We start from the raw sequence: 26,640 nt of genomic DNA, 5'->3' as shown, positions 1-26,640 counted from the left end.
GGTTTTTATGCTTATCGTTGTTCCTGTCCTTATTTTCGTTGCGCTGGTTATCGTGGGCGCCGGCGTCAAAATTGTCCCTCAGGGTTATCAGTGGACCATTGAGCGTTTCGGTCGATACACCAACACACTCCAGCCAGGCTTAAGCCTGATTGTTCCCTTCATGGACAGAATTGGTCGCAAGATCAACATGATGGAGCAGGTTCTGGACATTCCGTCCCAGGAAGTGATCTCCAAGGATAACGCCAACGTCACCATCGACGCCGTCTGCTTTATTCAGGTGATTGATGCGCCAAAAGCGGCCTATGAGGTCAGCAACCTGGAGCTGGCGATTGTCAACCTGACGATGACCAACATCCGTACCGTGCTCGGCTCGATGGAGCTGGACGAGATGCTTTCCCAGCGCGACAGCATCAACACCCGCCTGCTGCACATTGTCGACGAGGCAACAAACCCGTGGGGGATCAAGGTCACCCGCATTGAGATCCGCGACGTACGCCCGCCGGCGGAGCTGATCGCCTCCATGAACGCCCAGATGAAGGCCGAGCGTACCAAGCGCGCCTATATTCTGGAAGCCGAAGGGGTGCGTCAGGCGGAGATCCTCAAAGCGGAAGGTGAAAAACAGTCGCAGATCCTGAAAGCGGAAGGCGATCGTCAGTCTGCATTCTTACAGGCTGAAGCGCGTGAACGTTCGGCCGAAGCGGAAGCCCGCGCCACCCAAATGGTGTCTGAGGCGATTGCCGCCGGTGATATCCAGGCCGTGAACTACTTTGTCGCGCAAAAATATACCGACGCGCTGAAAGAAATTGGTTCGGCGAACAACAGCAAAGTGGTGATGATGCCGCTGGATGCCAGCAGCCTGATGGGCTCTATCGCCGGTATTGCCGAACTGATCAAGGACAGCGGAAACGAGCGTAAAAAATGATTGAGCTGATCGTTGCACATCCTCATGCCTTCTGGCTAAGCCTCGGTGGCTTATTGCTGGCGGCGGAGATGCTGGGCGGCAACGGCTACCTGCTCTGGAGCGGTGTTGCCGCCGTCATTACGGGCCTTCTGGTCTGGATCCTTCCCCTGGAGTGGGCGTGGCAGGGCGCACTGTTTGCCGTGCTGACGCTGGTAGCCGCCTGGCTGTGGTGGCGCTGGCTCAACCGGCGGGTTAACGAGCAGAAACCACTGGACGCGCACCTTAACCAGCGCGGACAGCAAATAGTCGGCAAACGTTTTACGCTCGACACCGCCCTGGTAAACGGGCGGGGGCATATGCGGGTGGGCGACAGCTCGTGGCCGGTGGTGGCCGACGACGACCTCAGCGCCGGCACGCGGGTTGAGGTCATTGCGGTGGAAGGCATTACCCTGCGGGTGAAAGCCTGTTAGGCAGAGGCCTTACGATGGCAGCAGCCGGCAAGATTGTCGATTATCGGGCAGTCGGCGCTGTCATCCCCCGGACAGGATTCCGCGAGCTGCAGCAGCTGTTCGCGCATCGCCTGCAGCTCGGTGATATGACGTTCAATCTCGGCCACCTTTTCCAGCGTGCGTTTTTTCACGTCGGCGCTGTGACGCTTCGGATCGTTGAACAGGTTAACCAGCTCGCCGCACTCTTCCAGATTAAACCCGACCTGTCTTGCCTGGCGCAGTAGCGTCAGCTCATCAATATGCAGTTTCGTATAGCTACGGTAGCCGTTTTCGCTGCGCAGCGGCGGCGTGACCAGCCCCTTCTCTTCATAAAAGCGGATTGCCTTGCTGGTTAAGCCGGTTTTTTTTGCCACATCACTGATATTCACATTTCCCCCTTGACCTTCCCCTTGATGGAAGGTTTAACCTTCATAACAGTTAGTGAAAAGCGTTACTCCGGTCAACAACTGACCAAAATATTATACGGGAGTTTTGTTATGTCTCACACTATTGACCTGACGCTGGACGGCCTCTCCTGCGGTCACTGCGTCAAACGCGTTAAAGAAAGCCTGGAACAGCGCCCTGACGTTGAAAGCGCTGAGGTGACTATCGATCATGCCGCCGTGACCGGCAGCGCCAGCGCGGATGCGCTGATCGATACCATCAAGCAGGCCGGTTACGGGGCGGAGTTAAGCCACCCAAAGGCTAAACCGCTGGCAGAGTCATCATCCCCGTCGGAAGCACTGACAGCGGCCACTCCTGAGCTTCCGGTAGCTGATGATATTGATGACAGCCAACAGCTGCTGATCAACGGCATGAGCTGCGCCAGCTGCGTCTCCCGGGTACAAAACGCCTTGCAGGCCGTACCGGGCGTCGCGCAGGCACGGGTCAATCTTGCGGAGCGTACTGCGCTGGTGATGGGCAGTGCCTCCGCCGCAGATTTAGTGCAGGCCGTTGAGAAAGCGGGCTACGGGGCGGAGGCCATCGAAGATGATGCCGAGCGCCGCGAGCGCCAGCAGGAAACGGCTATCGCCACCATGAAGCGCTTCCGCTGGCAGGCCATCGTTGCCCTGCTGGTCGGTATTCCGGTGATGGTCTGGGGAATGATCGGAGACAACATGATGGTCACCGACGACAACCGCACCCTGTGGCTGGTGATTGGGCTGATTACCCTTGCGGTGATGGTGTTTGCAGGCGGACATTTCTATACCAGCGCCTGGAAAAGCCTGAAAAACCGCACCGCGACGATGGATACGCTGGTGGCGCTCGGTACCGGCGCAGCATGGCTCTATTCGATGAGCGTGAACGTCTGGCCCCAGTGGTTCCCGATGGAAGCGCGGCATCTCTATTATGAAGCCAGCGCGATGATTATCGGCCTGATTAACTTAGGTCATATGCTGGAAGCCCGCGCCCGTCAGCGCTCCTCGAAAGCGCTGGAAAGATTGCTCGATTTAACCCCACCGACGGCCCGCGTGGTCACGGACGAAGGGGAAAAGAGTGTTCCGCTGGCCGAGGTTCAGCCGGGCATGACGCTGCGTCTGACCACCGGCGACCGGGTTCCCGTTGACGGTAAGATAACCCAGGGCGAAGCCTGGCTGGATGAAGCGATGCTGACCGGGGAGCCTATCCCTCAGCAGAAATCAGACGGCGACGCCGTGCATGCCGGTACGGTCGTGCAGGACGGCAGCGTGCTGTTCACCGCCAGCGCCGTCGGCAGCCACACCACGCTGTCGCGTATTATCCGCATGGTGCGCCAGGCGCAGAGCAGCAAGCCGGAAATTGGCCAGCTTGCTGACAGAATCTCGGCCATTTTTGTGCCGGTGGTGGTTGGTATTGCCCTGCTGAGTGCGGCGATCTGGTATGTCTTCGGCCCCGCGCCGCAGATTGTTTATACCCTGGTGATCGCCACCACGGTACTGATCATCGCCTGTCCTTGCGCCCTTGGTCTGGCGACGCCGATGTCGATCATCTCCGGCGTAGGCCGCGCGGCCGAATTTGGCGTACTGGTGCGGGACGCGGACGCGCTGCAGCGAGCCAGCACCCTCGACACGCTGGTGTTTGATAAAACCGGCACGCTGACGGAAGGTAAACCGCAGGTGGTGGCCGTCCACACGGTCGGCATTACGGAAGAGAACGCGCTGCGCCTCGCCGCCGCGCTGGAGCAAGGCTCCAGCCATCCGCTGGCGCGCGCCATTCTCGATAAAGCGAGTGAGTCTGCCCTGCCGCAGGTCAGCAATTTCCGCACCCTACGCGGGCTCGGCGTCAGCGGTGAAGCAGAAGGCCACGTGCTGCTGCTGGGCAACCAGGCATTGCTCAATGAAAACGGTATTGATACCACCGCGCTGGAAAGCGAGCTGAAAGCGCAGGCGTCTCAGGGCGCCACGCCGGTTCTGCTGGCGGTGGATGGCAAAGCCGCCGCGCTGCTGGCCGTGCGCGATCCGCTTCGCCAGGACAGCGTGGACGCCCTGCAGCGCCTGCACCGTGCCGGCTACCGTCTGGTAATGCTGACCGGGGATAACCCGACCACCGCCAACGCCATCGCGAAAGAAGCCGGAATTGATGAGGTAATTGCGGGCGTACTGCCGGACGGTAAAGCGGACGCCATCAAGAAACTGCAAAGCCAGGGCCGTCAGGTGGCGATGGTCGGCGACGGCATCAACGATGCCCCGGCGCTGGCCCAGGCTGACGTGGGGATTGCGATGGGTGGCGGGAGCGATGTCGCCATTGAAACCGCTGCCATCACGCTGATGCGCCATAGCCTGATGGGCGTTGCCGACGCGCTGGCCATTTCAAAAGCCACGCTGCGCAACATGAAGCAGAACCTGCTGGGGGCGTTTATCTATAACTCACTCGGCATCCCGATTGCTGCCGGTATTTTGTGGCCGCTGACCGGCACGCTGCTTAACCCGGTGGTCGCGGGTGCGGCGATGGCGCTCTCCTCCATCACCGTGGTGAGCAACGCCAACCGCCTGCTGCGCTTTAAACCGAAGGATTGAACCTTGTACCCGTACGCGCTAGCATGAACCTTTCCGTTCATGGAGCGCGTATGGGTCTGTTTAATCGTATAAAAACATCGTTTCGCGCCCTATTTCCTCGCCGTTACGCCTGGCCCGGTCTGGATATCTCGCTTCCCGGCGGGCAACACCTGCACCTGGTCGGCAGCATCCATATGGGAACGCAGGATATGTCTCCCCTGCCACCCGGCCTGATCAAACTGCTGAAACACGCCGACGCGCTGGTCGTTGAAGCGGACATTTCGGGTCAGGAGTCACCGTTTGCCGGGCTCGAGAGCGATCTCACCCTGGCGGAGCGCCTGGATGAAACCCAGCTTGCGGAACTGACGCGGGTCGCGGATGAGACGGGCGTCTCGCTCTCTATGATTGACACCCTGCCGCTCTGGCAAATCGCGATGGTATTACAGGCTACGCAGGCGCAGCGTCTGGGCCTGCGCGGTGATTACGGCATTGATTACCAGCTGCTGAACGCGGCAAGGGCGCGTAGTTTGCCCATCATCGAGCTGGAGGGGACGGACAGCCAGATTGCGCTTCTGCGGCAGCTTCCCGACGACGGCTTGATGCTGCTGGATGATACGTTGACCCACTGGCACACCAACGCGCGCCTGCTGCAGACCATGATTGGCTGGTGGCTGGATGCGCCGCCTGAGGACGGTAAGCTGGCGTTACCGTCGACGTTCAGCGAATCGCTGTATGATGTGCTGATGAATGCGCGCAACAAAGCCTGGCGGCAGACGCTGCATGCTTTACCTGCCGGGCATTACGTGGTGGCGGTTGGGGCGTTACATTTGTACGGAGAAGGGAATTTGCCGTCACTGTTAAAATAAAAAAATGGCCAATATTTCTATTGGCCCGTCAAAGAGGAATTTCATCGTTTTTATTATGCCGAAGGAGACCTTCGGTTGAGCCGATTGTCGCTCAAAGTGACCATCACTGCCAATACTATTGCGCAAGATGGTGCTATTTTTTAGACAAACGTCAGGCGTATGCTGTTGGCATGATTTGTCTGTCGTAAGAAGGATAGCTATGACTCCCGCCGTTAAATTACTCGAAAAAAACAACATTTCTTTCCGGATCCACACTTACGATCACGATCCGAACGAGACCAACTTTGGTGATGAAGTGGTGCGCAAGCTGGGGCTGAATGCTGACCAGGTTTACAAAACGCTGCTGGTGGCGGTGAACGGCGATATGAAGCACCTCGCCGTCGCGGTGACTCCCGTGGCAGGACAGCTGGACCTTAAGAAAGTCGCCAAAGCGCTGGGGGCGAAGAAGGTGGATATGGCCGATCCGATGGTGGCGCAACGCACCACGGGCTACCTGGTGGGTGGGATCAGCCCGCTCGGACAGAAAAAACGCCTGCCGACGCTGATCGATGCACCCTCACAGGAATTTGAGACCATTTTTATATCCGGCGGCAAACGCGGGCTGGATATCGAGCTGGCGGCGGACGATCTGGCGAAAATGCTGGACGCGAAGTTTGCGGATATTGCCCGCCGGGATTGAGGAAATTGCCCGGTGGCGCTGCGCTTACCGGGCCTACGGTTCGGATGTAGGCCGGGTAAGGCGAAGCCGCCACCCGGCACAAAATCCCCGCACTACTGCCAGCTCACCTCACCTTTCGGCTCATAAGCATTCACGTCAATCGGTGAATTCTGCTCGATGAACTGCTTCAGCACTTCGGCATCGATAAAGCCGGTATTCACGTATCCCGGTTTATTATCAATATGCGGATAGCCGTCGCCGCCCGTGGCGTTGAAACTTAACGTCGCCAGACGGTACGTTTTAGCCGGGTCAACCGGTTCGCCTTTGATCTTCAGGTCGTTAAGCTTGCCGTCTTTCGCGACGAAGCTGACGTTAGCAAACTGCGGATAGGCCCCGGAATCTGGCTTCATCTGCGCCACGGCGGTCAGGTAGTCAATCACCTCTTTCCCACTCATGTCGGCATAGACCACCACGTTGCCGAACGGCTGTACCTTCAGCACGTCTTTATAGGTGATGTTTCCGCCTTCGATGGAATCACGAATGCCGCCGCCGCTCATTACGCCAAAGTCAGCGCCGGTGCGCGCTATTTGCGCCGCCAGCACCAGATGGCCCATGTTGGTCTGCACGAAGCGGACTTTGCTGCGGTCCCCTTCCAGGCGGCCATTGAGCGTGCCAATCTTCACGTCCAGCTGCGCCTTGCCTTTGTTCTGGAACGGCGTCAGCAGGGAGAGCATCTGCTGGTTCTCTGCAATCTCAGGCGTGTAAAGTACGCGCTCACTTTTCCCGTCCGGGTAGGTGACCTTCTTCTTCAGGTTGACCGGAATGAGTTGGTAGTGGACCAGCTTCATCTCGCCGTTACGGAACTCGAAATCTGCACGACCCACGTATTTGCCCCACTCGTGCGCCTGTACGATCCAGATACCGTTCTGACGGTCCGGCGCGCACGGCGTGCCCGGCACGTAGTCCACCTGCTTTTTGTTCTCCGAGGCCATACACACCGGATTCTGTGAGTGACCGCCCACAATCATTGCCAGCGAGCCTGCCGGCAGGCTGCGCGCCATCTCGACGTCGCCGGGCGCATTGGAGCCGTGCTCGCCGTTATCGTAATGGCCCATGTGGGTGGTGGCGATAATCACGTCCGGCTTTTCGTTTTGCTGCAGCTCCTGAATCACCAGCTTTGCTTCGTCTGCCGGTTTACGGAATTCGATATCGGTGAAGAACTCAGGGTTGCCAATTTTCGCCGTATCGTCAGTGGTTAGGCCGATGACCGCGATTTTCAGATCCTGACGCTTAAACAGCGCCCAGGGTTTAAACAGGCGTTCGCCGGTGCTTTTCTGATAAATATTGGCGGAGAGGAACGGGAATTTGGCCCATTTTTCCTGCTGACGCAGCACGGTCAGCGGATTATCAAACTCATGGTTACCGACTGCCATCGCGTCGTAGCCAATCAGATTCATGCCGCGAAAGTCGGGTTCGGCGTCCTGCAAATCGGATTCCGGCACGCCGGTATTAATATCACCGCCTGAGAGCAACAGTACGCTGCCGCCCTGAGCCGCCACCTCTTTGCGAATGCCATCCACCAGCGTTTTTTGTGCTGACAGGCCATATTCGCCGTATTCACTGCGCCAGAAGTGACCGTGGTGGTCGTTGGTATGCAGAATGGTAATTTTATAGGTTTTGTCTTTTTCATACGCCTGCGCGGGCAGGCTTACCAGCCCCCACGCCGCGATGAGCGCCAGCGCGACGCCCCGCTTCATTAACTTCATCTTCTCTCTCCCTGACCAATAGACAAAGGCAGAAATTACAGTGACTAATAAGAATAGACAAATAAGTTTTCATAATTGCGACTTTCTTCAAATGTCGCAGGCGGGTATGTTAGTTGGATAATAATTACACCCTGCATCTCTAATAACTAAAGACGTGGTACTTCTCTCTATGGCAATCAGTGAATCAACCCAGCCCGTTCCGGGCGCACCGGCGTCGCCGCCTGCATCGCGCACCTCCTTTAAAGTCTTAGGCGCAATCAGTCTCTCGCACCTGCTCAACGACATGATCCAGTCGTTGATTCTGGCGATTTATCCGCTACTGCAGTCTGAGTTCTCACTCACCTTCGTGCAGATCGGGATGATCACCCTGACCTTCCAGCTGGCTTCGTCGCTGCTGCAGCCGGTGGTGGGCTACTGGACGGATAAATACCCGATGCCGTGGTCGCTGCCGATTGGCATGTGCTTTACCTTAAGCGGGCTGGTGCTGCTGGCCATGGCCGGGAGTTTTGAAGCGGTGCTGATCGCCGCCGCGCTGGTGGGTACCGGCTCGTCCGTGTTCCATCCGGAGTCCTCGCGCGTGGCACGGATGGCGTCCGGTGGTCGTCACGGCCTGGCGCAGTCGCTTTTCCAGGTGGGCGGTAACTTTGGTAGCTCCCTGGGCCCATTGCTGGCGGCGGTGATCATCGCGCCGTATGGCAAAGGCAACGTGGCCTGGTTTGTACTGGCCGCACTGCTGGCGATTATCGTGCTGGCGCAAATCAGCCGCTGGTATGCCGCGCAGCATCGCGTGAACAAAGGGAAACCTAAAGTGAAGGTTATCAATCCCCTGCCGCGCAATAAGGTTATCCTGGCCGTCTCTGTGCTGCTGGTACTGATTTTCTCGAAATACTTCTATATGGCGAGCATCAGCAGCTATTACACCTTTTATCTGATGCAAAAATTCGGATTATCGGTACAAAACGCGCAGATCCATCTGTTTGCCTTCCTGTTCGCCGTCGCGGCCGGTACGGTCATTGGCGGGCCTGTGGGTGATAAGATTGGGCGTAAATATGTCATTTGGGGCTCTATCCTCGGCGTGGCGCCGTTTACCCTTATTTTGCCGTACGCGAGCCTTGAATGGACGGGGATTTTAACCGTGATTATTGGTTTTATCCTCGCTTCTGCGTTTTCCGCCATTCTGGTTTATGCCCAGGAGCTGCTGCCTGGCCGTATCGGTATGGTTTCCGGACTCTTTTTCGGTTTCGCCTTCGGCATGGGCGGGCTTGGCGCAGCGGTGTTAGGGATGGTTGCGGATCACACCAGCATCTTCCTGGTTTATAAAATCTGCGCTTTCCTGCCGCTTCTTGGGATGTTAACCATATTCCTGCCTGATAACCGGCATAAAGCCTGAATTACGGGTAGCCAAAGTTTTACTTTGGCTACCTGACACCCTGATGCCATAAGGGTTTCTTCTTCATCCCTTCTCTGAATTTATCAAAATGCGCTTTTTTACGTGCATATTGCTGTTTTATTCAAACTTCAACAATTATTCATAAACATAAGGGTAAAAATTGTCATAAACTATTACTCGGTTTTTTGGTTTTCGCCAAAAAGGAACACCCACAACGAAAGGAGACGGAATGCACCACGCCACACCGCTTATCACCACCATTGTTGGTGGACTTGTGCTCGCTTTTATCCTCGGCATGATTGCCAATAAACTGCGTATTTCTCCTCTTGTCGGCTATCTGCTGGCAGGTGTTCTGGCGGGACCGTTCACGCCAGGTTTCGTTGCGGATACCAAACTGGCACCTGAACTGGCGGAATTGGGCGTGATTCTGCTGATGTTTGGCGTCGGTCTGCATTTTTCCCTGAAGGATTTGATGGCGGTAAAGTCGATTGCCATACCGGGAGCGATCGCCCAGATAGGGGTGGCGACGCTGCTGGGGATGGCGCTTTCGGCCGTACTGGGCTGGTCGCTGATGACCGGCATCGTATTTGGGCTGTGTCTCTCAACCGCCAGTACCGTGGTGCTGCTGCGCGCGCTTGAGGAGAGACAGCTGATTGACAGCCAGCGCGGGCAGATCGCGATTGGCTGGCTGATTGTGGAAGACCTGGTCATGGTCCTGACGCTGGTACTCCTGCCTGCCGTCGCCGGGATGATGGAAAAAGACAACGTCGGCTTCGCCTCGCTGGCGCTGGATATGGGCATCACCATTGGTAAGGTTGTGGCGTTTATCGCCATCATGATGCTGGTGGGCCGCCGTCTGGTGCCGTGGATCATGTCCCGCAGCGCGGCGACCGGCTCACGCGAGCTGTTTACCCTCTCCGTGCTGGCGCTGGCGCTGGGCATCGCCTTTGGTGCCGTTGAGCTGTTTGATGTCTCCTTTGCCCTGGGGGCGTTCTTCGCCGGGATGGTGCTGAACGAGTCCGAGCTGAGCCACCGCGCGGCGCACGATACGCTACCGCTGCGCGATGCCTTCGCCGTGCTGTTCTTCGTCTCCGTCGGGATGCTGTTTGACCCGATGGTCCTGATCCATCAACCGCTGGCCGTGCTGGGCACGCTGGCGATCATCATCTTTGGTAAGTCGCTTGCCGCCTTCTTCCTGGTACGAATGTTCGGTCACTCTCCGCGTACGGCGCTAACCATCGCTGCCAGCCTGGCGCAGATCGGTGAGTTCGCCTTTATTCTGGCCGGTCTGGGCATGGCCCTGAATCTGCTGCCGCAGGCGGGGCAAAACCTGGTGCTGGCGGGGGCGATCCTCTCCATCATGCTGAACCCGGTGCTGTTTGCCCTGCTGGAAAAATACCTCGATAAAACCGAAACGCTGGAAGAGCAGACGCTCGAAGAGGCCATCGAAGAAGAGAAGCAGATCCCGGTTGATATTTGCAACCACGCTCTGCTGGTCGGCTTTGGCCGCGTGGGCAGCCTGCTCGGTGAAAAGCTGATGGCACAGGGCATTCCGCTGGTGGTGATTGAGACCTCGCGCACCCGCGTCGACGAGCTGCGCGAGCGCGGTATTCGTGCGGTGCTGGGCAATGCGGCGAACGAAGAGATCATGAATCTGGCGCATCTGGACTGCGCCCGCTGGCTGCTGCTGACCATTCCTAACGGCTATGAAGCGGGTGAGATTGTGGCTTCCGCACGCGCGAAGTGCCCAACAATTGAGATTATCGCCCGGGCGCACTATGACGACGAGGTGGAGTACATTACCGAGCGCGGTGCAGATAAGGTGGTGATGGGCGAGCGCGAGATTGCTAACACCATGCTGACGCTGCTGGAAAAACCGCCGGTTGAAGAGGCTGTGACGGGGTAAGTTTAGTGCGGTCTGATGCCCTCACCCTGGCCCTCTCCCACGGGGAGAGGGAACAAACATTAAAAAAGGCAACTTACGTTGCCTTTTTACATTTACCGATCCCAATAAGCCTCTTCGAGGCTGTCTTCCCGTTCCGGCAGGCCACGCGTTAAGCGGGGTGAGTGCTGGTTCAGTACCTGATAGCTCACGCGGTTGGCGTACTTACACACCTGCGCCAGCGACGAATAGGTCAGCCAGCTGAACTTGTGCTTGCTGGAGTTCGGCACGTTGGTTTTGTGGTAAGCGTTAGCGGTGATGTCGTGCAGCAGCGCGGCCAGCGCGCCGTCGCCCGCGCCGTTGGTGTTCATGATCTTCTCCGGCCCGCCCATATATGGCGCGATGTGAGAGTAGATCCGCAGCGGATTGATGCAATCCTGATGGCGCATACCGCGGCTGAACTCGTACTGGTTAAACTCGGCAATCGCGCCGGGCAGCAGCGGGTGCTGGGTCTTGCGTTTGCTCTCTTCCTCCGTGAAGCCGGCCATATACAGCCCAACCGGGCCCGCGGTGCAGAGCACCAGGTCCACCCAGTCCAGCGCTTTGTCAGACGCCAGCAGCGGATCGCTTTCGCCGGTCAGCGCTTCGGCCTCCTCTTCGTTCATCGCCAGAATCGAGACGTGCTCTTTCAGGAAGGCCTGCCACCACTCCGGGTTATCGGCGATAACGAATTTCGTGCCCAGCGTCAGAACGACCGGCACGTTGTATTTCTTCGCGTACTCAATCGCCTTCATGGTCGCTTCCGGCATGGGCTCACCCGGCTTGCAGCGCACCAGGTAGGAGGTCAGCACCAGCGCCGAGGCGCCCGCGATCACCTCTTCAGGAATACTCTCGGCGCGCAGCTTGTTCATGTGGCCAGGGCTGATGGCAAAGGTACGCTCCCCGGACTCGCCGATCAGCGTGAAGCAGCGGCCAATCGGCCCGTCAACGCCCTGCAGGTAGTTCAGATCGGTACGGCTGGAAGTGTTGCAGAGATAGCGGTAGGCATAGCCACCAATTTCGATATTGCTGCACATCACGCCGAGCAGTACCGAACGGTCGTCTGCCAGCACGGAGTAGTTATGCATGGTATTGCCGATGGTACCGCCGGCGAACTGATGGGTAATCAGGTTTTCGCGCACCAGCTCCTGGTACAGCGCTTCGGCAACGTCATCCTCAATCACCAGCGAGTGTCCGGCGCTCAGACCGTAACGGGCGACAAACGCATCATCCACTTTGGCTTCAATGTCCACCAGCGTCTGATCGATACCGACGACCCACGCCGCGCTGGTTTCATTTTCTGGCTGGATTTGCTGCAGGAGCGGATCGCGGGCATCGACGGGAAAGTAGTGTTTGGATTTGCGTTTACCGGGAAATTTCATGGTCTGAACTGTACGAAGAATATGGGCCGGGAATGGTAGCACAAACCCGGCCCGGAGTGCGATCAGCGGCTGTTCGTCACCAGCGAGACCATCATGTCGATATGCTCAGGCGAGTCGTTAAGCGCCGGAATGTACTCGTACTTTTCGCCGCCAGCCTCCAGGAAAAATTCCCGATTTTGCACCGCGATCTCCTCCAGCGTTTCCAGACAGTCTGCCGAGAAGCCCGGCGACATCACCTGAATATGCTTCACGCCCTTCTCGCCGAGCATTTTGAGAGTTTCATCGGTGTACGGCGTCAGCCACGGCTCGCGGCCGAAGCGCGACTGGAAGGTCATCATCACCTTCTCCGGCGGCAGGCCAAGGGCGGAAACCAGCTCGCGCGTGGTATCACGGCAGCGCTGGGGGTAATCATCCCCTTCGTTAGCGAAACGCTGCGGGATCCCGTGATAGGAAAGCAGCAGCAGATCCGGCTCGCCGTGCTTTTCAAACGACGCGCGCGCGCTGTTGGCAAGCGCCTTGATGTAGAGCTCGTTATCCGCGTAGTCGCGAATAAAGGTCACACCCGGAATGCGGCGGCGGGTCGCCAGAATGCGGGCCAGCTCGTCCCAGACGGCGGCCACCGTCGAGCAGGAGTATTGCGGGTAGAGCGCCAGCACGACGATATGGTCCACGCCCTGCGCCAGCAGGGATTCCACCGCACTTTCCAGGGAGGGTTTGCCGTAGCTCATACCGAGCGCAACGGGCATGTCCGGCAGGCGGGCGGCCAGCGCTTTTTCCTGACGACGGCTGTAAACCATCAGCGGTGAGCCCTCTTCCATCCACACGGACTGATAGAGTTTGGCGACGCGCGGAGAACGAATCGGCAGAATGACGCCACGCAGCAGCGGCCACCACAGCAGTCTCGGGAAATCCACGACGCGCGTGTCGCTTAAAAACTGTCGCAGGTAGCGTTTTACCGCGTCTGATGTAGGTGCTTCTGGGGTGCCCAGATTGGCAAGCAGGATGCCGGTTTTCGCCTGACTCATTCACGCCTCTTAACCATTTGATAGGTTGTCAATTGTAGCGGAAATGCGTTTAAACGAAACCCATTGCTGTAATAGGTAAGATGAGAATATTTCTCACCCGGAGGACCCGGGTGAGAGAAATGCAATTAGCCGAGGATTTTTTCCAGCTCTGCACGTACGTCAGCCACGGCTTTGGTGCCGTCAACTTTCGCGTATTTGGTGTTACCCGCCTGCGCTTCTTTGGTGTAGTAGCCGATCAGAGGCGCGGTCATCTGATGGTATTCCACCAGGCGCTTGCGCACGGTCTCTTCCTGATCGTCTTTACGGGTGGTCAGCTCTTCGCCGGTCACGTCGTCTTTGCCTTCAACCTTAGGTGGGTTGAATTTGATGTGGTAAACGCGGCCAGAAGCAGCGTGTACGCGACGGCCAACGATGCGGTCAACAATCAGCTCGTCCGGTACGTCGAACTCCAGAACGTAGTCCACGTTGATGCCCGCTTCTTTCATGGCGTCAGCCTGAGGAATGGTGCGTGGGAAGCCGTCCAGCAGGAAACCGTTACGGCAGTCTTCCTGAGCAATGCGCTCTTTGACCAGAGCAATCACCAGCTCGTCGGTCACCAGCTTGCCTGCGTCCATGATGTCTTTCGCCTGTTTACCCAGCTCGGAGCCAGATTTAACAGCGGCGCGCAGCATATCACCGGTGGAGATTTGCGGAATACCGTATTTCTCCATGATGAACTGAGCCTGAGTTCCTTTACCCGCGCCCGGAGCGCCAAGCAGAATAATACGCATTGCGAAAATCCCCTCAAAAGTCGTTTCAATTTTTCAAAAGCGCTAAACAATACCACCAGAACGGGCATCGCTCAAGGAAGGCAGGAAGGCTGAAACGGTTAATGGGGGGAGATTATTTGGGAGGGTGCGGTCTGGTGCCCTCACCCCGGCCCTCTCCCACGGGGAGAGGGAGAAGACCAGGGGAGGCGTGGTCAATTACGCCAGCAGCAGCGTATTCACACGTTTAATGAACAGGTTAGGATCTTCCAGCGTACCGCGCTCGGCCAGCAGGGACTGATCCAGCAGCAGTTCAACCCACTCGGCAAAGCGGGCGTCGTCCTGGGTATCCGCCGCGCGTTTCACCAGCGGATGATCCGGATTAAGCTCAAAGATATATTTCACTTCCGGCATCGCCTGGCCCGCCGCCGCGAACAGTTTCGCCATCTGAGTGCCCATTTCGTCGGCATCGGTGGTGACGATGGCTGGGGTGTCGGTCAGACGGTGCGTGAAACGCACCTCTTTCACACGGTCGCCCAGCAGGGTTTTCACGCGCTCAACGAACGGCTCCAGCGCCTTCTCAGCTTCTTTCGCGCTTTCGTCCACTTCATCCGCCAGCTTGTCGATGGACTCGTCGGCTTTGGCTACAGACTGGAAAGATTTACCGTCGAACTCGGTCAGGTAGTTCATCATCCACTCGTCGATGCGGTCAGAAAGCAGCAGCACTTCGATGCCTTTCTTGCGCAACAGCTCCAGGTGCGGGCTGCTCTTCGCCGCCGCGTAGCTGTCGGCGGTGATGTAGTAGATCTTCTCCTGCCCTTCTTTCATGCGGGAGACGTACTCTTCCAGCGACACGGTCTGCGCGGAGGAGTCGGTATGCGTTGAGGCGAAGCGCAGCAGTTTGGCGATGGTTTCAACGTTCGCGGTGTCTTCTGCCGGGCCTTCTTTCAGCACCAGGCCGAACTGTTTCCAGAAGGTCTGATATTTTTCCGCATCGTCTTTCGCCAGTTTTTCCAGCATCTGCAGCGCACGTTTGGTCAGGGCGTTGCGCAAGTTACGGGTGACGGTGCTGTCCTGCAGAATTTCACGGGAGACGTTGAGCGGCAGATCGTTAGAATCGATCAGGCCGCGCACAAAGCGCAGGTAGTTCGGCATGAACTGCTCGGCGTCGTCCATGATAAAGACGCGCTGCACGTACAGCTTCAGACCGTGCTTGTGATCGCGGTTCCACATGTCCCACGGCGCCTGTGCCGGGATGTACAGCAGGCTGGTGTACTCCTGCTTACCTTCCACACGGTTGTGGCTCCAGGTCAGCGGGTCGGTAAAATCGTGGGCGATGTGCTTGTAGAATTCGTTGTACTCGTCGTCTTTAATTTCAGACTTGTTGCGCGTCCACAGCGCCTGCGCCTTGTTGATTTTCTCCCAGGAAACCACGGTTTCGCCGTCTTTCTCTTCCTGTTTTTCAATCTCGACCGGCAGGGCAATGTGGTCGGAATATTTGCTGATGATGGAGCGCACGCGCCAGTCGTTCAGGAAATCGTCTTCGCCTTCGCGCAGGTGCAGGGTGATTTCGGTACCGCGATCCGCTTTGGTGATGTCATCAACGGTATATTCGCCTTCCCCTTTGGACTCCCACAGCACGCCGTTTTCAGCGCTGTCGCCCGCCGCACGGGTACGGACGGTGACTTTGTCCGCCACGATGAACGCCGAGTAGAAACCGACGCCGAACTGGCCGATGAGCTGGCTGTCTTTCGCCTGGTCCGAGCCCATGGACTCGAGGAACGCTTTGGTGCCGGATTTGGCGATGGTGCCGAGGTGGTCGATCACCTCGTCGCGGTTCATCCCGATGCCGTTATCGGCGATGGTCAGGGTGCGGTTCTCCTTATTGAACGAGACGCGCACGCGCAGCTCGCCGTCGCCTTCGTACAGATCCGGGTTAGACAGCGCGCGGAAGCGCAGCTTGTCCGCCGCGTCGGATGCGTTGGAAATCAGCTCACGCAGGAAAATTTCTTTGTTGGAATACAGGGAATGGATCATCAGGTGCAGAAGCTGTTTTACTTCTGACTGGAAACCACGGGTTTCTTGTCCTTTCATCTATGTCGACCTCAACAATGCCATTTAATGGGGTTTTAAAACGTTGAGTGAGAGATGGGGATAAGGGGGGAAATTTTCAAGCGGAGGCCGCGCGCGCAGCCTCCGTTTGGTCAGAAAATAATCTTGTGACGCCCGGCCAGAGAGTGCGACAGCGTGGTGCCGTCCACCATCTCCAGCTCGCCGCCCACCGGCACGCCATGGGCGATGCGGCTGGCGTCAACGCCGTACTGCGAGCACAGCTCGGCGATGTAGTTGGCGGTTGCCTCCCCTTCCACCGTCGGGTTGGTGGCGAGGATCACCTCTTTGATGGTTTCGGACTCAAGACGCTGTTCAAGGCGGTCAAGACCGATATCATCCGGACCAATGCCGTCCAGCGGGGAGAGATGCCCCATCAGCACGAAGTAGCGGCCGGAAAACTGCCCGGTTTGTTCGATGGCGTAGATGTCCGCCGGACTCTCCACCACGCAAATCTGACCGTTTTCCTGACGACGCGGGTTCGTACAGATGTTACACACGTCCTGCTCGGTAAAGGTACGGCAGTCCGCACAGTGACCAATTTCTGACATGGCGCGGGTCAAAGCCTGCGCCAGGCGCATCCCGCCGCTGCGGTCGCGCTGCAATAGCGTAAACGCCATGCGCTGCGCCGACTTCGGGCCAACGCCCGGCAGGCAGCGCAGTGCTTCCATTAACTGCGTGAGCAGCGGACTGGTTTGCATCAGAATGGCATCTTGAAGCCAGGCGGCAGCTGCATGCCGCTGGAAACAGAGGCCATTTTCTCTTTCTGAGTTTCGTCGATACGGCGAGCGGCATCGTTAAACGCGGCTGCAACCAGATCTTCCAGCATCTCTTTGTCGTCTTCGAGCAGGCTTGGGTCGATTTCCACGCGACGGCAGTTGTGCGCACCGTTGATGGTCACTTTGACCAGACCGGCACCGGACTCACCCGTGACTTCCAGCTGAGCGATCTCTTCCTGCATCTTCTGCATTTTTTCCTGCATCTGCTGAGCCTGCTTCATCAGGCCACCCAGACCGCCTTTTCCACCAAACATAGGCTTCTCTCTTTTTCACGTTTAAGGATTACAACCGTAAGTCAGACTCACGATCAAATGGGGCGAATACTCTCTTCATCCAGATCGGCGTCGAAGAACCGGCGCAGGGTCTGAATATTGTTATCCGCAATAATCGCCTCGCGCGCCTGCGCGAGCTTTTCTTCATAAATGGCCTGGCGCCACTCGAGCGGCGTTTTCACTGCCGGATTATCATCTTCAATGATAGTCAATTCAACCGGCGCGCCCTGTAATGTGGCGAGCGCCTCGGCCAGCGCCTTTTGCGCGCCAGGAGAATTGAGGTGTCGCTGGCCCGGACGCAGGTGCAGACGCACCTGATTGCCGTCCTGCTCTTTCCAGGCGTTCAGCGCGACCTGCTCCACCAGCTTCGGCAGCTGGAGTTTGCTGACCTCAGCGGCCCAGGCGTCGCGCGCAATGGACTCTTCGGCAAGCTTTGCGGAAAGCTCCGGCGTTTTCTCATGCTCCAGCGCCTTTTTCAGCGCTTTCGGCGTGGCGACCTCTTCCTTCACCTCTTCGGTGATGGTGGTTGCCTTCCAGCGGTAAGCCTCTTCTTTCACCGGGGCTTTCTGCTCGAGCGCGGACGGTGCCGGACGCGACTGTACGCGCTCCGTTACCGAGGCCAGTCGTTCAAGCGCGGCGTTGTTCACCGGCCGCGCTCTTCCTGGCGCTGCCGGTTCACTCTTTTTTGGTTTGGTTACTCCCTGCGCACGCTGCAGCTGGCTGCGTGCGGCAAGCACCGAACTGGTGGCATCCGACAGCGGTACGTTCTGCTGCGGCGGCGGTGTCGGCTGCGGTGGCACCTGCTGCGGCGACATCACCGCCGTAGGGGCGACCGGCGCGAAAGACTGCCGCGGCACTTCCGGCTCCGGCAATGGCATGCGCGGGTGGAACGCCAGCGCGCGCAGCAGCGTCATTTCAACGCCCATACGCGGATCCGGCGCGAACGGTAACTCTTTGCGGCCAATCAGCAGCGTCTGGTAGTACAGCTGCACGTCGGCAGGCGGCACGGTGCGGGCAAGCTCACGCATCCGCTGTTCAATGGTCGCCATATCCGCACCAATGGCGGAGGGAGAAAGCTGCAGCATAGCCACGCGGTGCAGCAGGCTGAGCATCTCAACCAGCAGCCCTTCCCACTCAATACCCCGGGCAGCGGCGGCATTCACCTGCGACATCACGCGTTCGCCGTTGGCGGCAATCATCGCTTCGATAAGCGACAGCGCCTGATCGTCATCCAGCGTGCCGAGCATGGTGCTGACCGCCTCGGTGGAGAGCTTGCCGTCACCGCTGGCAATCGCCTGGTCGGTCAGGCTGAGCGCATCACGCAGGCTGCCGTCCGCCGCGCGGGCCAGTAGCTGCAGGGCGCGCGGTTCGTGGACAATCTTCTCTTCATCAAGAATATGCTCGAGCTGCGCACGGATCTGCTCGACGTCCAGTGCCTTCAGGTGGAACTGCAGGCAGCGCGATAAAATCGTGACCGGCAGCTTTTGCGGATCGGTGGTCGCCAGCAGGAACTTCACGTGCGCGGGCGGCTCTTCCAGCGTCTTCAGCAGGGCGTTAAAGCTGTGGCGCGACAGCATGTGCACTTCATCGATCAGGTAGACCTTGAAGCGGCCGCGCGCCGGGGCGTACTGCACGTTGTCGAGCAGGTCGCGGGTATCTTCCACTTTGGTGCGCGAAGCGGCATCGATCTCGATCAGATCGACAAAACGCCCCTGCTCGATCTCCCGACAGTTATCACACACGCCGCACGGCGTGGCGGTGATCCCGGTTTCGCAGTTGAGACCTTTTGCCAGCAAACGGGCAATAGAGGTCTTACCGACGCCGCGGGTGCCGGAAAAAAGATAGGCGTGATGGATGCGACCTAGCGACAAGCCGTTCGCCAGGGCCGTCAGCACATGTTCCTGACCGACAACGTCAGCAAAGGTTTGTGGTCGCCATTTACGGGCTAACACCTGATAACTCATGGGCAGGCTCTGCAACGCTGGAAGGTGAATTTATGGAGGGGAATGCTATCACAACCTCACCCATTGAGCGAGGTTGTGAAAACCGGGATTAATGACCCGGGAAAGGCACCAGGCAATAGCTGGTAATACCCTGTTTTTCCAGGCGCTGTTCACCGCCGAGATCGAACAGGTTGATGATGAAGGCCGCGTCGGTCACTTCCCCACCCAGACGACGGATCAGCTTCACGGTCGCTTCAATGGTGCCGCCGGTTGCCAGCAGATCGTCGACCACCAGCACTTTGTCGCCAGGCTTGATCGCATCAACGTGGATCTCCAGCTGATCGGTGCCGTACTCCAGCTCGTAGCTTTCTGCGATGGTTTCACGCGGCAGCTTGCGCGGCTTACGCACCGGCACAAAACCCACGCCCATTGCCAGCGCAACCGGTGCGCCAAACAGGAAACCACGGGCTTCGGTACCTACTACTTTGGTGATCCCGGCGTTTTTATAACGCTCGACCAGCAGTTCAATGCTGAGTGCGTACGCTTTCGGGTCTTCCAGCAAGCTGGTGACATCACGGAAAAGAATGCCAGGCTTTGGATAGTCCTGGATGCTTTTGATGCTGTTTTTCAGATATTCAAGCTGCTGTGCAGTTGCGGTCATCGGTTTGTGCCTAAATAAAACAGTGTTACTCACAGCGCGCAACGAGTCGGCCAAGGCAACAATTGTTTAACCTTTGACCAGGCGCACCTGTGCTCGAAAACGGTCGAATTTACTGGCTGCGCGTGATAATTGCAACAGCCATGATGAGGCTTCAGTGCTTTTGTTGCTTTTCATCAACCACGGGGATCCGCCACATAAAGAAAAGCAGGCAGGTCAGGATCGCCAGCAGCAGAATACGTACCCACATCATTTTCACCAGCCATAATGAAATAGCGAAGGTGATGAGGATCACTGCGATCGCGCGCGGCTTCGCGCCGGGCGGCATGGCCCGGTGTTTTTGCCAGTGCCGCAGATAGCCGCCAAACCATGAGCGGTAGAGCAGCCAGTGGTGAAAACGCGGCGACGAGCGGGCGAAGCACCAGGCCGCCAGCAGGATAAATGGCGTGGTCGGCAGTAAGGGTAAAAACACACCCAGCGTGCCAAGCACTACCGCGAGCCAGCCAATGATGATTAAAATAGTACGCTTCATAATGCGAATCGTTATCAAACTGAACGGCTACTTTACCACTGGAGAGCGCCTTGAAAACAGCACTGCTTCTTGAGAGGCTGCAAAATCAGCTGATTGCTCTGCGGGAGCAGGCTATACCGCTAATGGGGCACGCCACGCTGAAGCCGCGCTTTGACCGACAGCTTTTTCGTACCCGCAGCACCGTCATTCAGGATTACCTGGCGGAAGCGCAGACGAATCTCGACGAGCTTCGCCATGCGGTTGAGAGTGAACAGCAGGAACAGGTGGCGTGGCTTGCGGCGCATCTCACCGAGCAGATCACCGCGCTGCATCGCGAAATCGCCGCCTGGCCGCTGCGCGCCTGGGACAGCGCCTCCCCGGGGCTCGGTAAATGGCAGCGCAAGCGGCTGGAGAACCAGGAGTTTGAACGCCGACTGTTTGAGATGAAGCGCGAACGCGAGGTGCGTCTGAACAACAGCGAAACGCTGGAAGAGCAGCAGCTATTGATGCGCGAGATTAGCGCGCTGGAAGGACGCATCGTCCGCTGCCGTCAGGCGCTGGATGAGATTGAGCGCGTCATTGAACGTTTGACCCGTTAACAGGACCCATACCCATGTCACTGGAAAATGCACCCGATGAGGTCAAGCTGGCCGTCGATTTGATTATGCTGCTGGAGAATCATGAGATCCCCACCGAAACGGTGCTTAAGGCGCTGGAGATTGTACGGCGGGATTTTGAGGGGAAACTTACCCCTCACTCTAACCCTCTCCCACAGGGAGAGGGAAGATAGATTAAGCCGGAGTCGGGTCGTCGCCCTTAATGTCGCGCTTCACTTCCGTATGCTCATCACCTTTCTCGTTACGCAGATGAACCTCAAGCTGGTTGAAGGCGATATTAATATCGTTTTCACGGCACAGACGATCGATAGAACGGTTAAGTTCATCCACCGTGTAGCTGCGGTCACGCAGTTCACGCACGTATAAACGCAGCTCGTGATCCAGCGTACTCGGCCCAAAGGTGGTGAAGAAGACCGCCGGAGCCGGATCGTGCATCACTTTCGGATGCTCAGACGCCGCCTTCAGCAGCACCTCTTTCACCTTATCCAGATCCGATCCATAGGCCACGCCCAGGCGGATCACCACGCGCGTCACCGTATCCGAGAGTGACCAGTTGATCAGACGCTCGGTCACGAACGCTTTGTTCGGGATGATCACCTCTTTGCGATCGAAGTCGGTGATGGTGGTGGCACGAATACGGATCTTGCTGACCGTACCGGAGAAGGTGCCGATAGTAACGGTATCGCCGATACGTACCGGACGTTCGAACAGGATGATCAGGCCGGAGACAAAGTTACCGAAGATCTCCTGCAGGCCAAAACCAAGACCGACCGAGAGGGCGGCCGCCAGCCACTGCAGTTTATCCCACGAGACGCCAAGCGAACCAAAGACCGTCATCGCCCCAACAATAATGATCACGTAGTTGAGGATCGTCGTAATGGCGTAGGACGCCCCCTGGCGAAGATTCAAACGTGACAGAAGCAGCACTTCGAGCAGGCCTGGCAGGTTGCGGATCAGCGCCCAGGCCACCACCGACGACACCAGCGCAAACAGCAGGCTGCCCATGGTCACGCTTTTCATGACCGCCGCGCCCGCTTCGGTGCCGTTGTATTGCCAGAGGGTAATACTGTCGAGATAGGCGAAAACGGTAATAAGATCGGACCAGATAGCCCAGAACATCACCGCAAACAGGGCGATCATCACCAGCATGGTGATACGCAGCGTCTGCTGGTTAACCTGCTCCAGCGCGATGGTCGGCTCTTCCTGTGGCTCCGCGCCTTCAGCCCCCTCTTTCACCTGATGCTGACGACGCGCAATGGCACGGCGATAGGCGATGCGGCGGGCCGCCACGCTCAGGCCGCGCAGTACGGTCTGATAGAGCAGGTTCCAGACGATCACCAGATAGACCGTTTCAATCCAGCGCCCGGACAGGCGCAGCGTGGTATAGAAGTAGCCCGTTGCCGTCAGCACCATCAGCGCCAGCGGAATGATCGCCAGCACGGTCACGGTGGCCAGACGGATATTGTGGGACTCTTTATCACGCCAGCTGTCGCGGCACATCGGCCACATCAGGATCGCAATCAACAGCAGGTTCAGCAGGATGACCAGTTGGCCCAGCACATCATCCATCAGATGCAGCGGGGAAAGCTCAGAGACAACCGACCAGAAGTGCAGCGGCAGGAGCGCCAGGCTGATGCGCACAATCTGGCGACGCCAGTGGCTGGTCAGCTGCGCAGGCATGTTGAAATGACGCACCGCCACGCCGTCTTTTTCCAGCACCTTCCAGCACACGCCAAACACCAGCCAGAACAGCGCCAGTTTTTTACTGAACGCCCACAGCAGATCGCTGACGTTGAGCTGCATGGTGAGCAGAATCAGGCCCACAGCCAGAATAATCAGGCACACCGGCAGGGCGCGGATGAGATCGATGAGAATCGCTTTTGGCGTATGGAGCTGGCTATCGTTGCGCAGCTGTCCCACTTCGGAGGCCAGCTTCGCCTGGTATTTTTTCAGCCAGCCCAGACGCCAGCGGATCAGGCCAGCAATCAGCAGCAGCGGTAATCCCGCCAGCAAGGCAATCGTCACCGCAGGCCAGGCTTTCTCCCAGTTCACGGTGATTTTCATGCTCTTGATCTGCGTTTTCAGCGTCTCAGGGAAGGATTTAATCCAGTCCCAGTCCATCGGTTTATTGCTGTTTACCCAGAAAATCTGCTGAGTCAGGATCTCCTGCAGACTTTTCGAGACGCTCACCAGCTGCTGCTGGTTGATTTGCAGGTTAATGGCCATCATCAGCTGGTTACCCAGCTGTTTGTTGAGCTGGTCCAGCAGCTCGCGACGCATATCGACGACCTGGAGCAGCGCGTCGTGCACTTCCGGGTTCACGTCGCTGGAATGCCCCTCTTCAATTTTGGCGACAAAGGTATCGCTCTGGAAAAGGGCATCGCGCTGCTGGTTGACGTCAAACTGTTCCAGACGCAAATCCGCGATGCGGTTGGTCATGTCTTCCAGCTCATCAGCGGACGGAAGCGTCTGCTGCTGCTGGTAGAGAATACGCGACAGCAGGAGGCTGCCCTTCAGGACCGCGATCTGCTCTTTGATGTTGCGCTCAGCCTGCAGCGCGCGATCCAGCCAGTTCTTCACTTTGATATTTTGCTGAACCAGTGAGTTACCCTTTTCCGTCGCCTGTATCAGGCGCTGGCTAAGCTGGTGGTTGGCGTCGAGCTCCTGTTTCACCAGCGGATTCGCCTGAATGCGGGCGGTCTCATCAGGCGATACGGCCTCCTGGGCGGTTTTTTCCGTCAGCGTCAGGCGCTTGCTGTTAACCGCCTCCTGCAACAGCTGAAGCTGGTGTTCAAGACGATTAATGTTGGCGGTGACGTAATCACGCTGTTTTTGCAGGGTGTCCTGCAGCACCGTATTCCCTTCCAGACTTTTTCGCTGCTGTTCAATCTGTGCATTGAGCAAGGTCTGCTGAACCAGCAGCAGGGTTTGCTGGGTCGGGCGCAGCGTTCCCTCTCCCACCGTCGTGCCGTTCAGACGGTTGCGGATCTGCTGCAGCTGCTGAGACGCGGAGTACATCAAGTTTTGCACGCGTTCCGGCTGGGTTTGCAGGGAGACAAGCTGGCTGTTATAGGTCGCGAGGTCGGACTGCGCGGTTTGCAGGTCGTCGAGCAGTTGAGCGACGCGCGACTCCAGCTGACGTAAAGAGAGCGTCGAGAGCGTCTTGCGCGTTTCGGTATCGTTATCGACGTCGCTCAGGGCGTTCAGTGATTCCGTCGCTTTGCGCATGTTTTCAGGAGCCTGCGCCACCTTCTGACGAAGCTGGGCGGTATCGGCTTTGACGCGTTCAATTTTATCCAGCGTTTCCAGCGTTTCCGTCAGATCCTGCTGGATGAGCTTATCCTGAGGAGAGAGCTCTTTTTGTTTGTTCAGCGCGTCGAGCTGCGACTGAACATCGCCACGCGAGGGAATGTCATTGCTGTTATCGGCGCGGGCCCAGGTCAGCGGCGCCGTGGCAAAGAAAAACAGCATCGCAAAGAGCAATGCAAAAACAGGATGTTGCGAGCGATTGATGGGCAGCATAGTTGTGAATGATGTCAGAAGATGACCGAAAATAGTCCGGCGTGAAGAATATCACGCTCGCCGGAAGCAGAATAGCGCGAACGTGAGCCTCTGAGATAAATCCTGGAAATGACTCAGGCAGTTAGCGATGGCGCGTCGCTGCGCAGCGACGGGCAGAGCTGTAGCATTTCCAGTAAAATCGCCACGTAGCTGCGGGCTTCCTCTTTGAGGTCAAAGGATTGCGGGGCAAACAGCCAGTTTTCCATCAGACCTGAAATGTAGCCGCGCATCAGGATAGCCGCCCGGCGGGTCAAGAGATTGGCCGGTAACAGCTTTGCCTGCATACACAGGTTCAGGTTCAGTTCGATACGGTCATAGCTTTCGAGGCTGAGGCTGCGTTGCGCCTGTTGCACCACCGCCATTTCGCCCACGAACTCGCATTTATGATAAATTATTTCCATCATTAATCTGCGACGTTCTTCAACTACCGTCGCTTCAAGGATATATACTAATATTTCTCTCATTACTGAGAGTGGATCATCAGGGAATTTTGCCCGATACTCACTCTCGAGATCGCTAATGCTGGACTCTGAAAGCTCCCAGATTTCACCGAACAGATCTGACTTATCTTTAAAATGCCAGTAAATCGCTCCCCGCGTCACACCGGCAGCCTGAGCAATTTGTGCCAGCGAGGTTGACGAAACACCCTGCTGAGAGAACAAACGTATTGCCACATCCAGAATGTGTTGTCGGGTTTCCAGCGCTTGTTGTTTAGTTTTTCGTGCCATAGGTGGGTGAATTTACAGGAGTCAGATTTACATACATTTGTGAATGTATGTACCATAGCATGACGATAATATAAACGCAGCAACGGGTTTTAGACTCAGGACCCTTGATCAATTTGAAATCGGACACTCGAGGTTTACATATGAACAAAAACAGAGGGTTAACGCCTCTGGCGGTCGTTCTGATGCTCTCAGGCAGCTTAGCGCTAACAGGATGTGACGACAAACCAGCTCAACAAGGAGCTCAGCAGGCGCCAGAAGTAGGCGTCGTGACGCTCAAATCTGAACCTCTACAAATCACCACCGAGTTACCAGGCCGTACAAATGCTTACCGCATTGCGGAAGTGCGTCCTCAGGTTAGTGGCATTATCCTGAAGCGTAACTTCACCGAAGGCGGTGATGTGAAGGCCGGTGAGTCTCTGTATCAGATTGATCCCGCAACCTATCAGGCAAATTATGAAAGCGCGAAAGGCGACCTGGCGAAAGCACAGGCCGCAGCCAAAATTGCCCAGCTGACGGTGAATCGTTATCAAAAACTGCTCGGTACCAAGTACATCAGCCAACAGGATTACGATACCGCCCTGGCAGATGCGCAGCAGGCTAACGCAGCCGTAGTGGCAGCCAAAGCGGCGGTCGAAACCGCGCGCATTAACCTGGCCTATACCAAAGTGACCTCCCCTATCAACGGTCGTATTGGTAAGTCTTCCGTCACGGAAGGGGCACTGGTGCAGAACGGTCAGACCACTGCGCTGGCGACCGTGCAGCAGCTTGATCCGATCTACGTTGACGTGACGCAGTCCAGCAATGATTTCCTGCGCCTGAAACAGGAGCTGGCTAACGGCACCCTGAAACAGGAAAACGGCAAAGCCAAAGTGGAGCTGATTACCAACGACGGTATCAAGTTCCCGCAGGAAGGTACGCTGGAATTCTCTGACGTGACGGTCGACCAGACCACCGGTTCCATCACCTTACGTGCGATTTTCCCGAACCCTGACAAAAACCTGCTGCCAGGTATGTTCGTTCGCGCGCGTCTGGAAGAAGGAACGAATCCAGCCGCCCTTCTGGTTCCACAGCAGGGTGTGACCCGTACGCCACGCGGCGATGCGAGCGCACTGGTTGTTGGAGCAGATGACAAAGTCGAAACGCGCAATATCACCGCCACCCAGGCGATTGGCGATAAATGGCTGGTGACGGAAGGTCTGAAAGATGGCGATCGCGTGATTGTTACTGGTTTGCAAAAAGTTCGTCCTGGCGCGCAGGTTAAAGCACAGGAAGTGAAATCTGACGATAAACAACAAGCTTCGGCCGCTGGCCAGTCAGAACAAACCAAGTCTTAACTTAAACAGG

General features: G+C 57.3%; 23 protein-coding genes and 1 other annotated feature. Of the genes, 10 read left to right on the top strand and 13 right to left on the bottom strand.

Annotated features, from left to right (window positions below):
* Positions 1-7 precede the first annotated feature (7 nt).
* Together AC4IC4_RS05025 and AC4IC4_RS05020 are read left to right on the top strand one after the other, a co-directional pair.
* Positions 8-922: an SPFH domain-containing protein gene (locus tag AC4IC4_RS05025; RefSeq protein ID WP_491472263.1), complete on the top strand. Its 915-nt coding sequence runs from the start codon at positions 8-10 to the stop codon at positions 920-922.
* Complete coding sequence (locus AC4IC4_RS05020) at positions 919-1,371, top strand: NfeD family protein (protein WP_032646195.1); 453 nt, start codon at positions 919-921, stop codon at positions 1,369-1,371. The genes AC4IC4_RS05025 and AC4IC4_RS05020 overlap by 4 nt, the downstream gene beginning before the upstream one ends.
* On the opposite strand, the gene cueR is transcribed toward AC4IC4_RS05020, so the two are convergent.
* Positions 1,368-1,778: a Cu(I)-responsive transcriptional regulator gene (gene cueR / locus AC4IC4_RS05015; protein ID WP_024906861.1), complete on the bottom strand. Its 411-nt coding sequence runs from the start codon at positions 1,776-1,778 to the stop codon at positions 1,368-1,370. The two genes, AC4IC4_RS05020 and cueR, sit on opposite strands and share 4 nt — an antisense overlap.
* Before the next feature lie 108 nt (positions 1,779-1,886).
* Between cueR and copA the strand changes: the two genes are divergently transcribed.
* The 3 genes from copA (at position 1,887) to ybaK (ending at position 5,909) form a co-directional block, all read left to right on the top strand.
* Positions 1,887-4,385 carry a copper-exporting P-type ATPase CopA gene (gene copA, locus AC4IC4_RS05010; protein WP_491472262.1) on the top strand — a complete coding sequence of 833 codons (2,499 nt, stop codon included), beginning with the start codon at positions 1,887-1,889 and terminating at the stop codon, positions 4,383-4,385.
* A gap of 50 nt (positions 4,386-4,435) precedes the next feature.
* On the top strand, positions 4,436-5,230 hold the full coding sequence (locus AC4IC4_RS05005; RefSeq protein ID WP_248163508.1) for a TraB/GumN family protein: 795 nt from the start codon (positions 4,436-4,438) through the stop codon (positions 5,228-5,230).
* A 199-nt stretch (positions 5,231-5,429) separates the two neighbouring features.
* Positions 5,430-5,909 carry a Cys-tRNA(Pro)/Cys-tRNA(Cys) deacylase YbaK gene (gene ybaK / locus AC4IC4_RS05000; RefSeq protein ID WP_032646192.1) on the top strand — a complete coding sequence of 160 codons (480 nt, stop codon included), beginning with the start codon at positions 5,430-5,432 and terminating at the stop codon, positions 5,907-5,909.
* 92 nt (positions 5,910-6,001) lie between these two features.
* Here ybaK and ushA read toward each other — a convergent pair whose 3' ends face one another.
* Positions 6,002-7,654, bottom strand: coding sequence for a bifunctional UDP-sugar hydrolase/5'-nucleotidase UshA (gene ushA / locus AC4IC4_RS04995; protein WP_491472261.1), 1,653 nt, complete (start codon positions 7,652-7,654; stop codon positions 6,002-6,004).
* Between the two features lie 169 nt (positions 7,655-7,823).
* On the opposite strand from ushA, the gene AC4IC4_RS04990 reads away from it, so the two are divergent.
* Positions 7,824-9,044: an MFS transporter gene (locus AC4IC4_RS04990; RefSeq protein WP_491472260.1), complete on the top strand. Its 1,221-nt coding sequence runs from the start codon at positions 7,824-7,826 to the stop codon at positions 9,042-9,044.
* A gap of 229 nt (positions 9,045-9,273) precedes the next feature.
* Positions 9,274-10,950 (top strand): YbaL family putative K(+) efflux transporter, encoded by a 1,677-nt coding sequence (gene ybaL, locus AC4IC4_RS04985; protein ID WP_024906856.1) that lies wholly within the window; start codon positions 9,274-9,276, stop codon positions 10,948-10,950.
* 92 nt (positions 10,951-11,042) lie between these two features.
* On the opposite strand, the gene AC4IC4_RS04980 is transcribed toward ybaL, so the two are convergent.
* The 9 genes from AC4IC4_RS04980 to AC4IC4_RS04940 all read right to left on the bottom strand — a co-directional run bounded on the left by AC4IC4_RS04980 (position 11,043) and on the right by AC4IC4_RS04940 (position 20,411).
* Positions 11,043-12,347, bottom strand: coding sequence for an inosine/guanosine kinase (locus AC4IC4_RS04980; protein WP_024906855.1), 1,305 nt, complete (start codon positions 12,345-12,347; stop codon positions 11,043-11,045).
* A 62-nt stretch (positions 12,348-12,409) separates the two neighbouring features.
* On the bottom strand, positions 12,410-13,372 hold the full coding sequence (gene hemH / locus AC4IC4_RS04975; protein ID WP_032646187.1) for a ferrochelatase: 963 nt from the start codon (positions 13,370-13,372) through the stop codon (positions 12,410-12,412).
* Between the two features lie 125 nt (positions 13,373-13,497).
* Positions 13,498-14,142, bottom strand: a complete 645-nt coding sequence (adk, locus tag AC4IC4_RS04970) for an adenylate kinase (RefSeq protein ID WP_006809841.1) — start codon at positions 14,140-14,142, stop codon at positions 13,498-13,500.
* 195 nt (positions 14,143-14,337) lie between these two features.
* Positions 14,338-16,212 (bottom strand): molecular chaperone HtpG, encoded by a 1,875-nt coding sequence (htpG, locus tag AC4IC4_RS04965; protein WP_473721737.1) that lies wholly within the window; start codon positions 16,210-16,212, stop codon positions 14,338-14,340.
* 110 nt (positions 16,213-16,322) lie between these two features.
* Positions 16,323-16,928: a recombination mediator RecR gene (gene recR / locus AC4IC4_RS04960; protein WP_008499298.1), complete on the bottom strand. Its 606-nt coding sequence runs from the start codon at positions 16,926-16,928 to the stop codon at positions 16,323-16,325.
* Entirely contained in the window at positions 16,928-17,260 is a 333-nt protein-coding gene (locus AC4IC4_RS04955; protein ID WP_003858972.1) for a YbaB/EbfC family nucleoid-associated protein, read from the bottom strand. The genes recR and AC4IC4_RS04955 overlap by 1 nt, the downstream gene beginning before the upstream one ends.
* Before the next feature lie 53 nt (positions 17,261-17,313).
* Complete coding sequence (dnaX, locus tag AC4IC4_RS04950) at positions 17,314-19,242, bottom strand: DNA polymerase III subunit gamma/tau (RefSeq protein WP_024906852.1); 1,929 nt, start codon at positions 19,240-19,242, stop codon at positions 17,314-17,316.
* Positions 17,920-17,984, bottom strand: a sequence feature (DnaX frameshifting element). It overlaps the preceding gene by 65 nt.
* A gap of 88 nt (positions 19,243-19,330) precedes the next feature.
* Positions 19,331-19,882 (bottom strand): adenine phosphoribosyltransferase, encoded by a 552-nt coding sequence (gene apt / locus AC4IC4_RS04945; RefSeq protein ID WP_006176947.1) that lies wholly within the window; start codon positions 19,880-19,882, stop codon positions 19,331-19,333.
* 151 nt (positions 19,883-20,033) lie between these two features.
* The gene (locus tag AC4IC4_RS04940; RefSeq protein ID WP_024906851.1) at positions 20,034-20,411 is read right to left on the bottom strand and encodes a DUF454 family protein; all 378 of its coding nucleotides are present in this window, start codon (positions 20,409-20,411) and stop codon (positions 20,034-20,036) included.
* Positions 20,412-20,461: 50 nt separating this feature from the next.
* Between AC4IC4_RS04940 and priC the strand changes: the two genes are divergently transcribed.
* The gene (gene priC / locus AC4IC4_RS04935; RefSeq protein ID WP_491472259.1) at positions 20,462-20,989 is read left to right on the top strand and encodes a primosomal replication protein N''; all 528 of its coding nucleotides are present in this window, start codon (positions 20,462-20,464) and stop codon (positions 20,987-20,989) included.
* 14 nt (positions 20,990-21,003) lie between these two features.
* Positions 21,004-21,180 (top strand): pleiotropic regulatory protein RsmS, encoded by a 177-nt coding sequence (gene rsmS / locus AC4IC4_RS04930; protein ID WP_491472258.1) that lies wholly within the window; start codon positions 21,004-21,006, stop codon positions 21,178-21,180.
* A 1-nt stretch (position 21,181) separates the two neighbouring features.
* On the opposite strand, the gene mscK is transcribed toward rsmS, so the two are convergent.
* Together mscK and acrR are read right to left on the bottom strand one after the other, a co-directional pair.
* Positions 21,182-24,529, bottom strand: a complete 3,348-nt coding sequence (gene mscK, locus AC4IC4_RS04925; protein WP_407859518.1) for a mechanosensitive channel MscK — start codon at positions 24,527-24,529, stop codon at positions 21,182-21,184.
* 113 nt (positions 24,530-24,642) lie between these two features.
* Positions 24,643-25,296: a multidrug efflux transporter transcriptional repressor AcrR gene (gene acrR / locus AC4IC4_RS04920; protein WP_024906848.1), complete on the bottom strand. Its 654-nt coding sequence runs from the start codon at positions 25,294-25,296 to the stop codon at positions 24,643-24,645.
* Between the two features lie 140 nt (positions 25,297-25,436).
* Here acrR and acrA point away from each other — a divergent pair, with 140 nt between their 5' ends.
* Positions 25,437-26,630, top strand: coding sequence for a multidrug efflux RND transporter periplasmic adaptor subunit AcrA (gene acrA / locus AC4IC4_RS04915; RefSeq protein ID WP_491472257.1), 1,194 nt, complete (start codon positions 25,437-25,439; stop codon positions 26,628-26,630).
* Positions 26,631-26,640 lie beyond the last annotated feature (10 nt).

It is taken from the genome of Enterobacter sp. Taxon_2 (assembly GCF_058355295.1).
Note: the sequence above shows the minus strand (reverse complement) of the source record. Positions and strands in the feature narration are given on the sequence as shown.

What these genes read in the sequence shown, in the direction of transcription:
- AC4IC4_RS05025 (WP_491472263.1), top strand. Translation starts at nt 8, where the DNA reads ATGCTTATCGTTGTTCCTGTCCTTATTTTCGTTGCGCTGGTTATCGTG.
- AC4IC4_RS05020 (WP_032646195.1), top strand. Translation starts at nt 919, where the DNA reads ATGATTGAGCTGATCGTTGCACATCCTCATGCCTTCTGGCTAAGCCTC.
- copA (WP_491472262.1), top strand. Translation starts at nt 1,887, where the DNA reads ATGTCTCACACTATTGACCTGACGCTGGACGGCCTCTCCTGCGGTCAC.
- AC4IC4_RS05005 (WP_248163508.1), top strand. Translation starts at nt 4,436, where the DNA reads ATGGGTCTGTTTAATCGTATAAAAACATCGTTTCGCGCCCTATTTCCT.
- ybaK (WP_032646192.1), top strand. Translation starts at nt 5,430, where the DNA reads ATGACTCCCGCCGTTAAATTACTCGAAAAAAACAACATTTCTTTCCGG.
- ushA (WP_491472261.1), bottom strand. Translation starts at nt 7,654, where the DNA reads ATGAAGTTAATGAAGCGGGGCGTCGCGCTGGCGCTCATCGCGGCGTGG.
- AC4IC4_RS04990 (WP_491472260.1), top strand. Translation starts at nt 7,824, where the DNA reads ATGGCAATCAGTGAATCAACCCAGCCCGTTCCGGGCGCACCGGCGTCG.
- ybaL (WP_024906856.1), top strand. Translation starts at nt 9,274, where the DNA reads ATGCACCACGCCACACCGCTTATCACCACCATTGTTGGTGGACTTGTG.
- AC4IC4_RS04980 (WP_024906855.1), bottom strand. Translation starts at nt 12,347, where the DNA reads ATGAAATTTCCCGGTAAACGCAAATCCAAACACTACTTTCCCGTCGAT.
- hemH (WP_032646187.1), bottom strand. Translation starts at nt 13,372, where the DNA reads ATGAGTCAGGCGAAAACCGGCATCCTGCTTGCCAATCTGGGCACCCCA.
- adk (WP_006809841.1), bottom strand. Translation starts at nt 14,142, where the DNA reads ATGCGTATTATTCTGCTTGGCGCTCCGGGCGCGGGTAAAGGAACTCAG.
- htpG (WP_473721737.1), bottom strand. Translation starts at nt 16,212, where the DNA reads ATGAAAGGACAAGAAACCCGTGGTTTCCAGTCAGAAGTAAAACAGCTT.
- recR (WP_008499298.1), bottom strand. Translation starts at nt 16,928, where the DNA reads ATGCAAACCAGTCCGCTGCTCACGCAGTTAATGGAAGCACTGCGCTGC.
- AC4IC4_RS04955 (WP_003858972.1), bottom strand. Translation starts at nt 17,260, where the DNA reads ATGTTTGGTGGAAAAGGCGGTCTGGGTGGCCTGATGAAGCAGGCTCAG.
- dnaX (WP_024906852.1), bottom strand. Translation starts at nt 19,242, where the DNA reads ATGAGTTATCAGGTGTTAGCCCGTAAATGGCGACCACAAACCTTTGCT.
- apt (WP_006176947.1), bottom strand. Translation starts at nt 19,882, where the DNA reads ATGACCGCAACTGCACAGCAGCTTGAATATCTGAAAAACAGCATCAAA.
- AC4IC4_RS04940 (WP_024906851.1), bottom strand. Translation starts at nt 20,411, where the DNA reads ATGAAGCGTACTATTTTAATCATCATTGGCTGGCTCGCGGTAGTGCTT.
- rsmS (WP_491472258.1), top strand. Translation starts at nt 21,004, where the DNA reads ATGTCACTGGAAAATGCACCCGATGAGGTCAAGCTGGCCGTCGATTTG.
- mscK (WP_407859518.1), bottom strand. Translation starts at nt 24,529, where the DNA reads ATGCTGCCCATCAATCGCTCGCAACATCCTGTTTTTGCATTGCTCTTT.
- acrR (WP_024906848.1), bottom strand. Translation starts at nt 25,296, where the DNA reads ATGGCACGAAAAACTAAACAACAAGCGCTGGAAACCCGACAACACATT.
- acrA (WP_491472257.1), top strand. Translation starts at nt 25,437, where the DNA reads ATGAACAAAAACAGAGGGTTAACGCCTCTGGCGGTCGTTCTGATGCTC.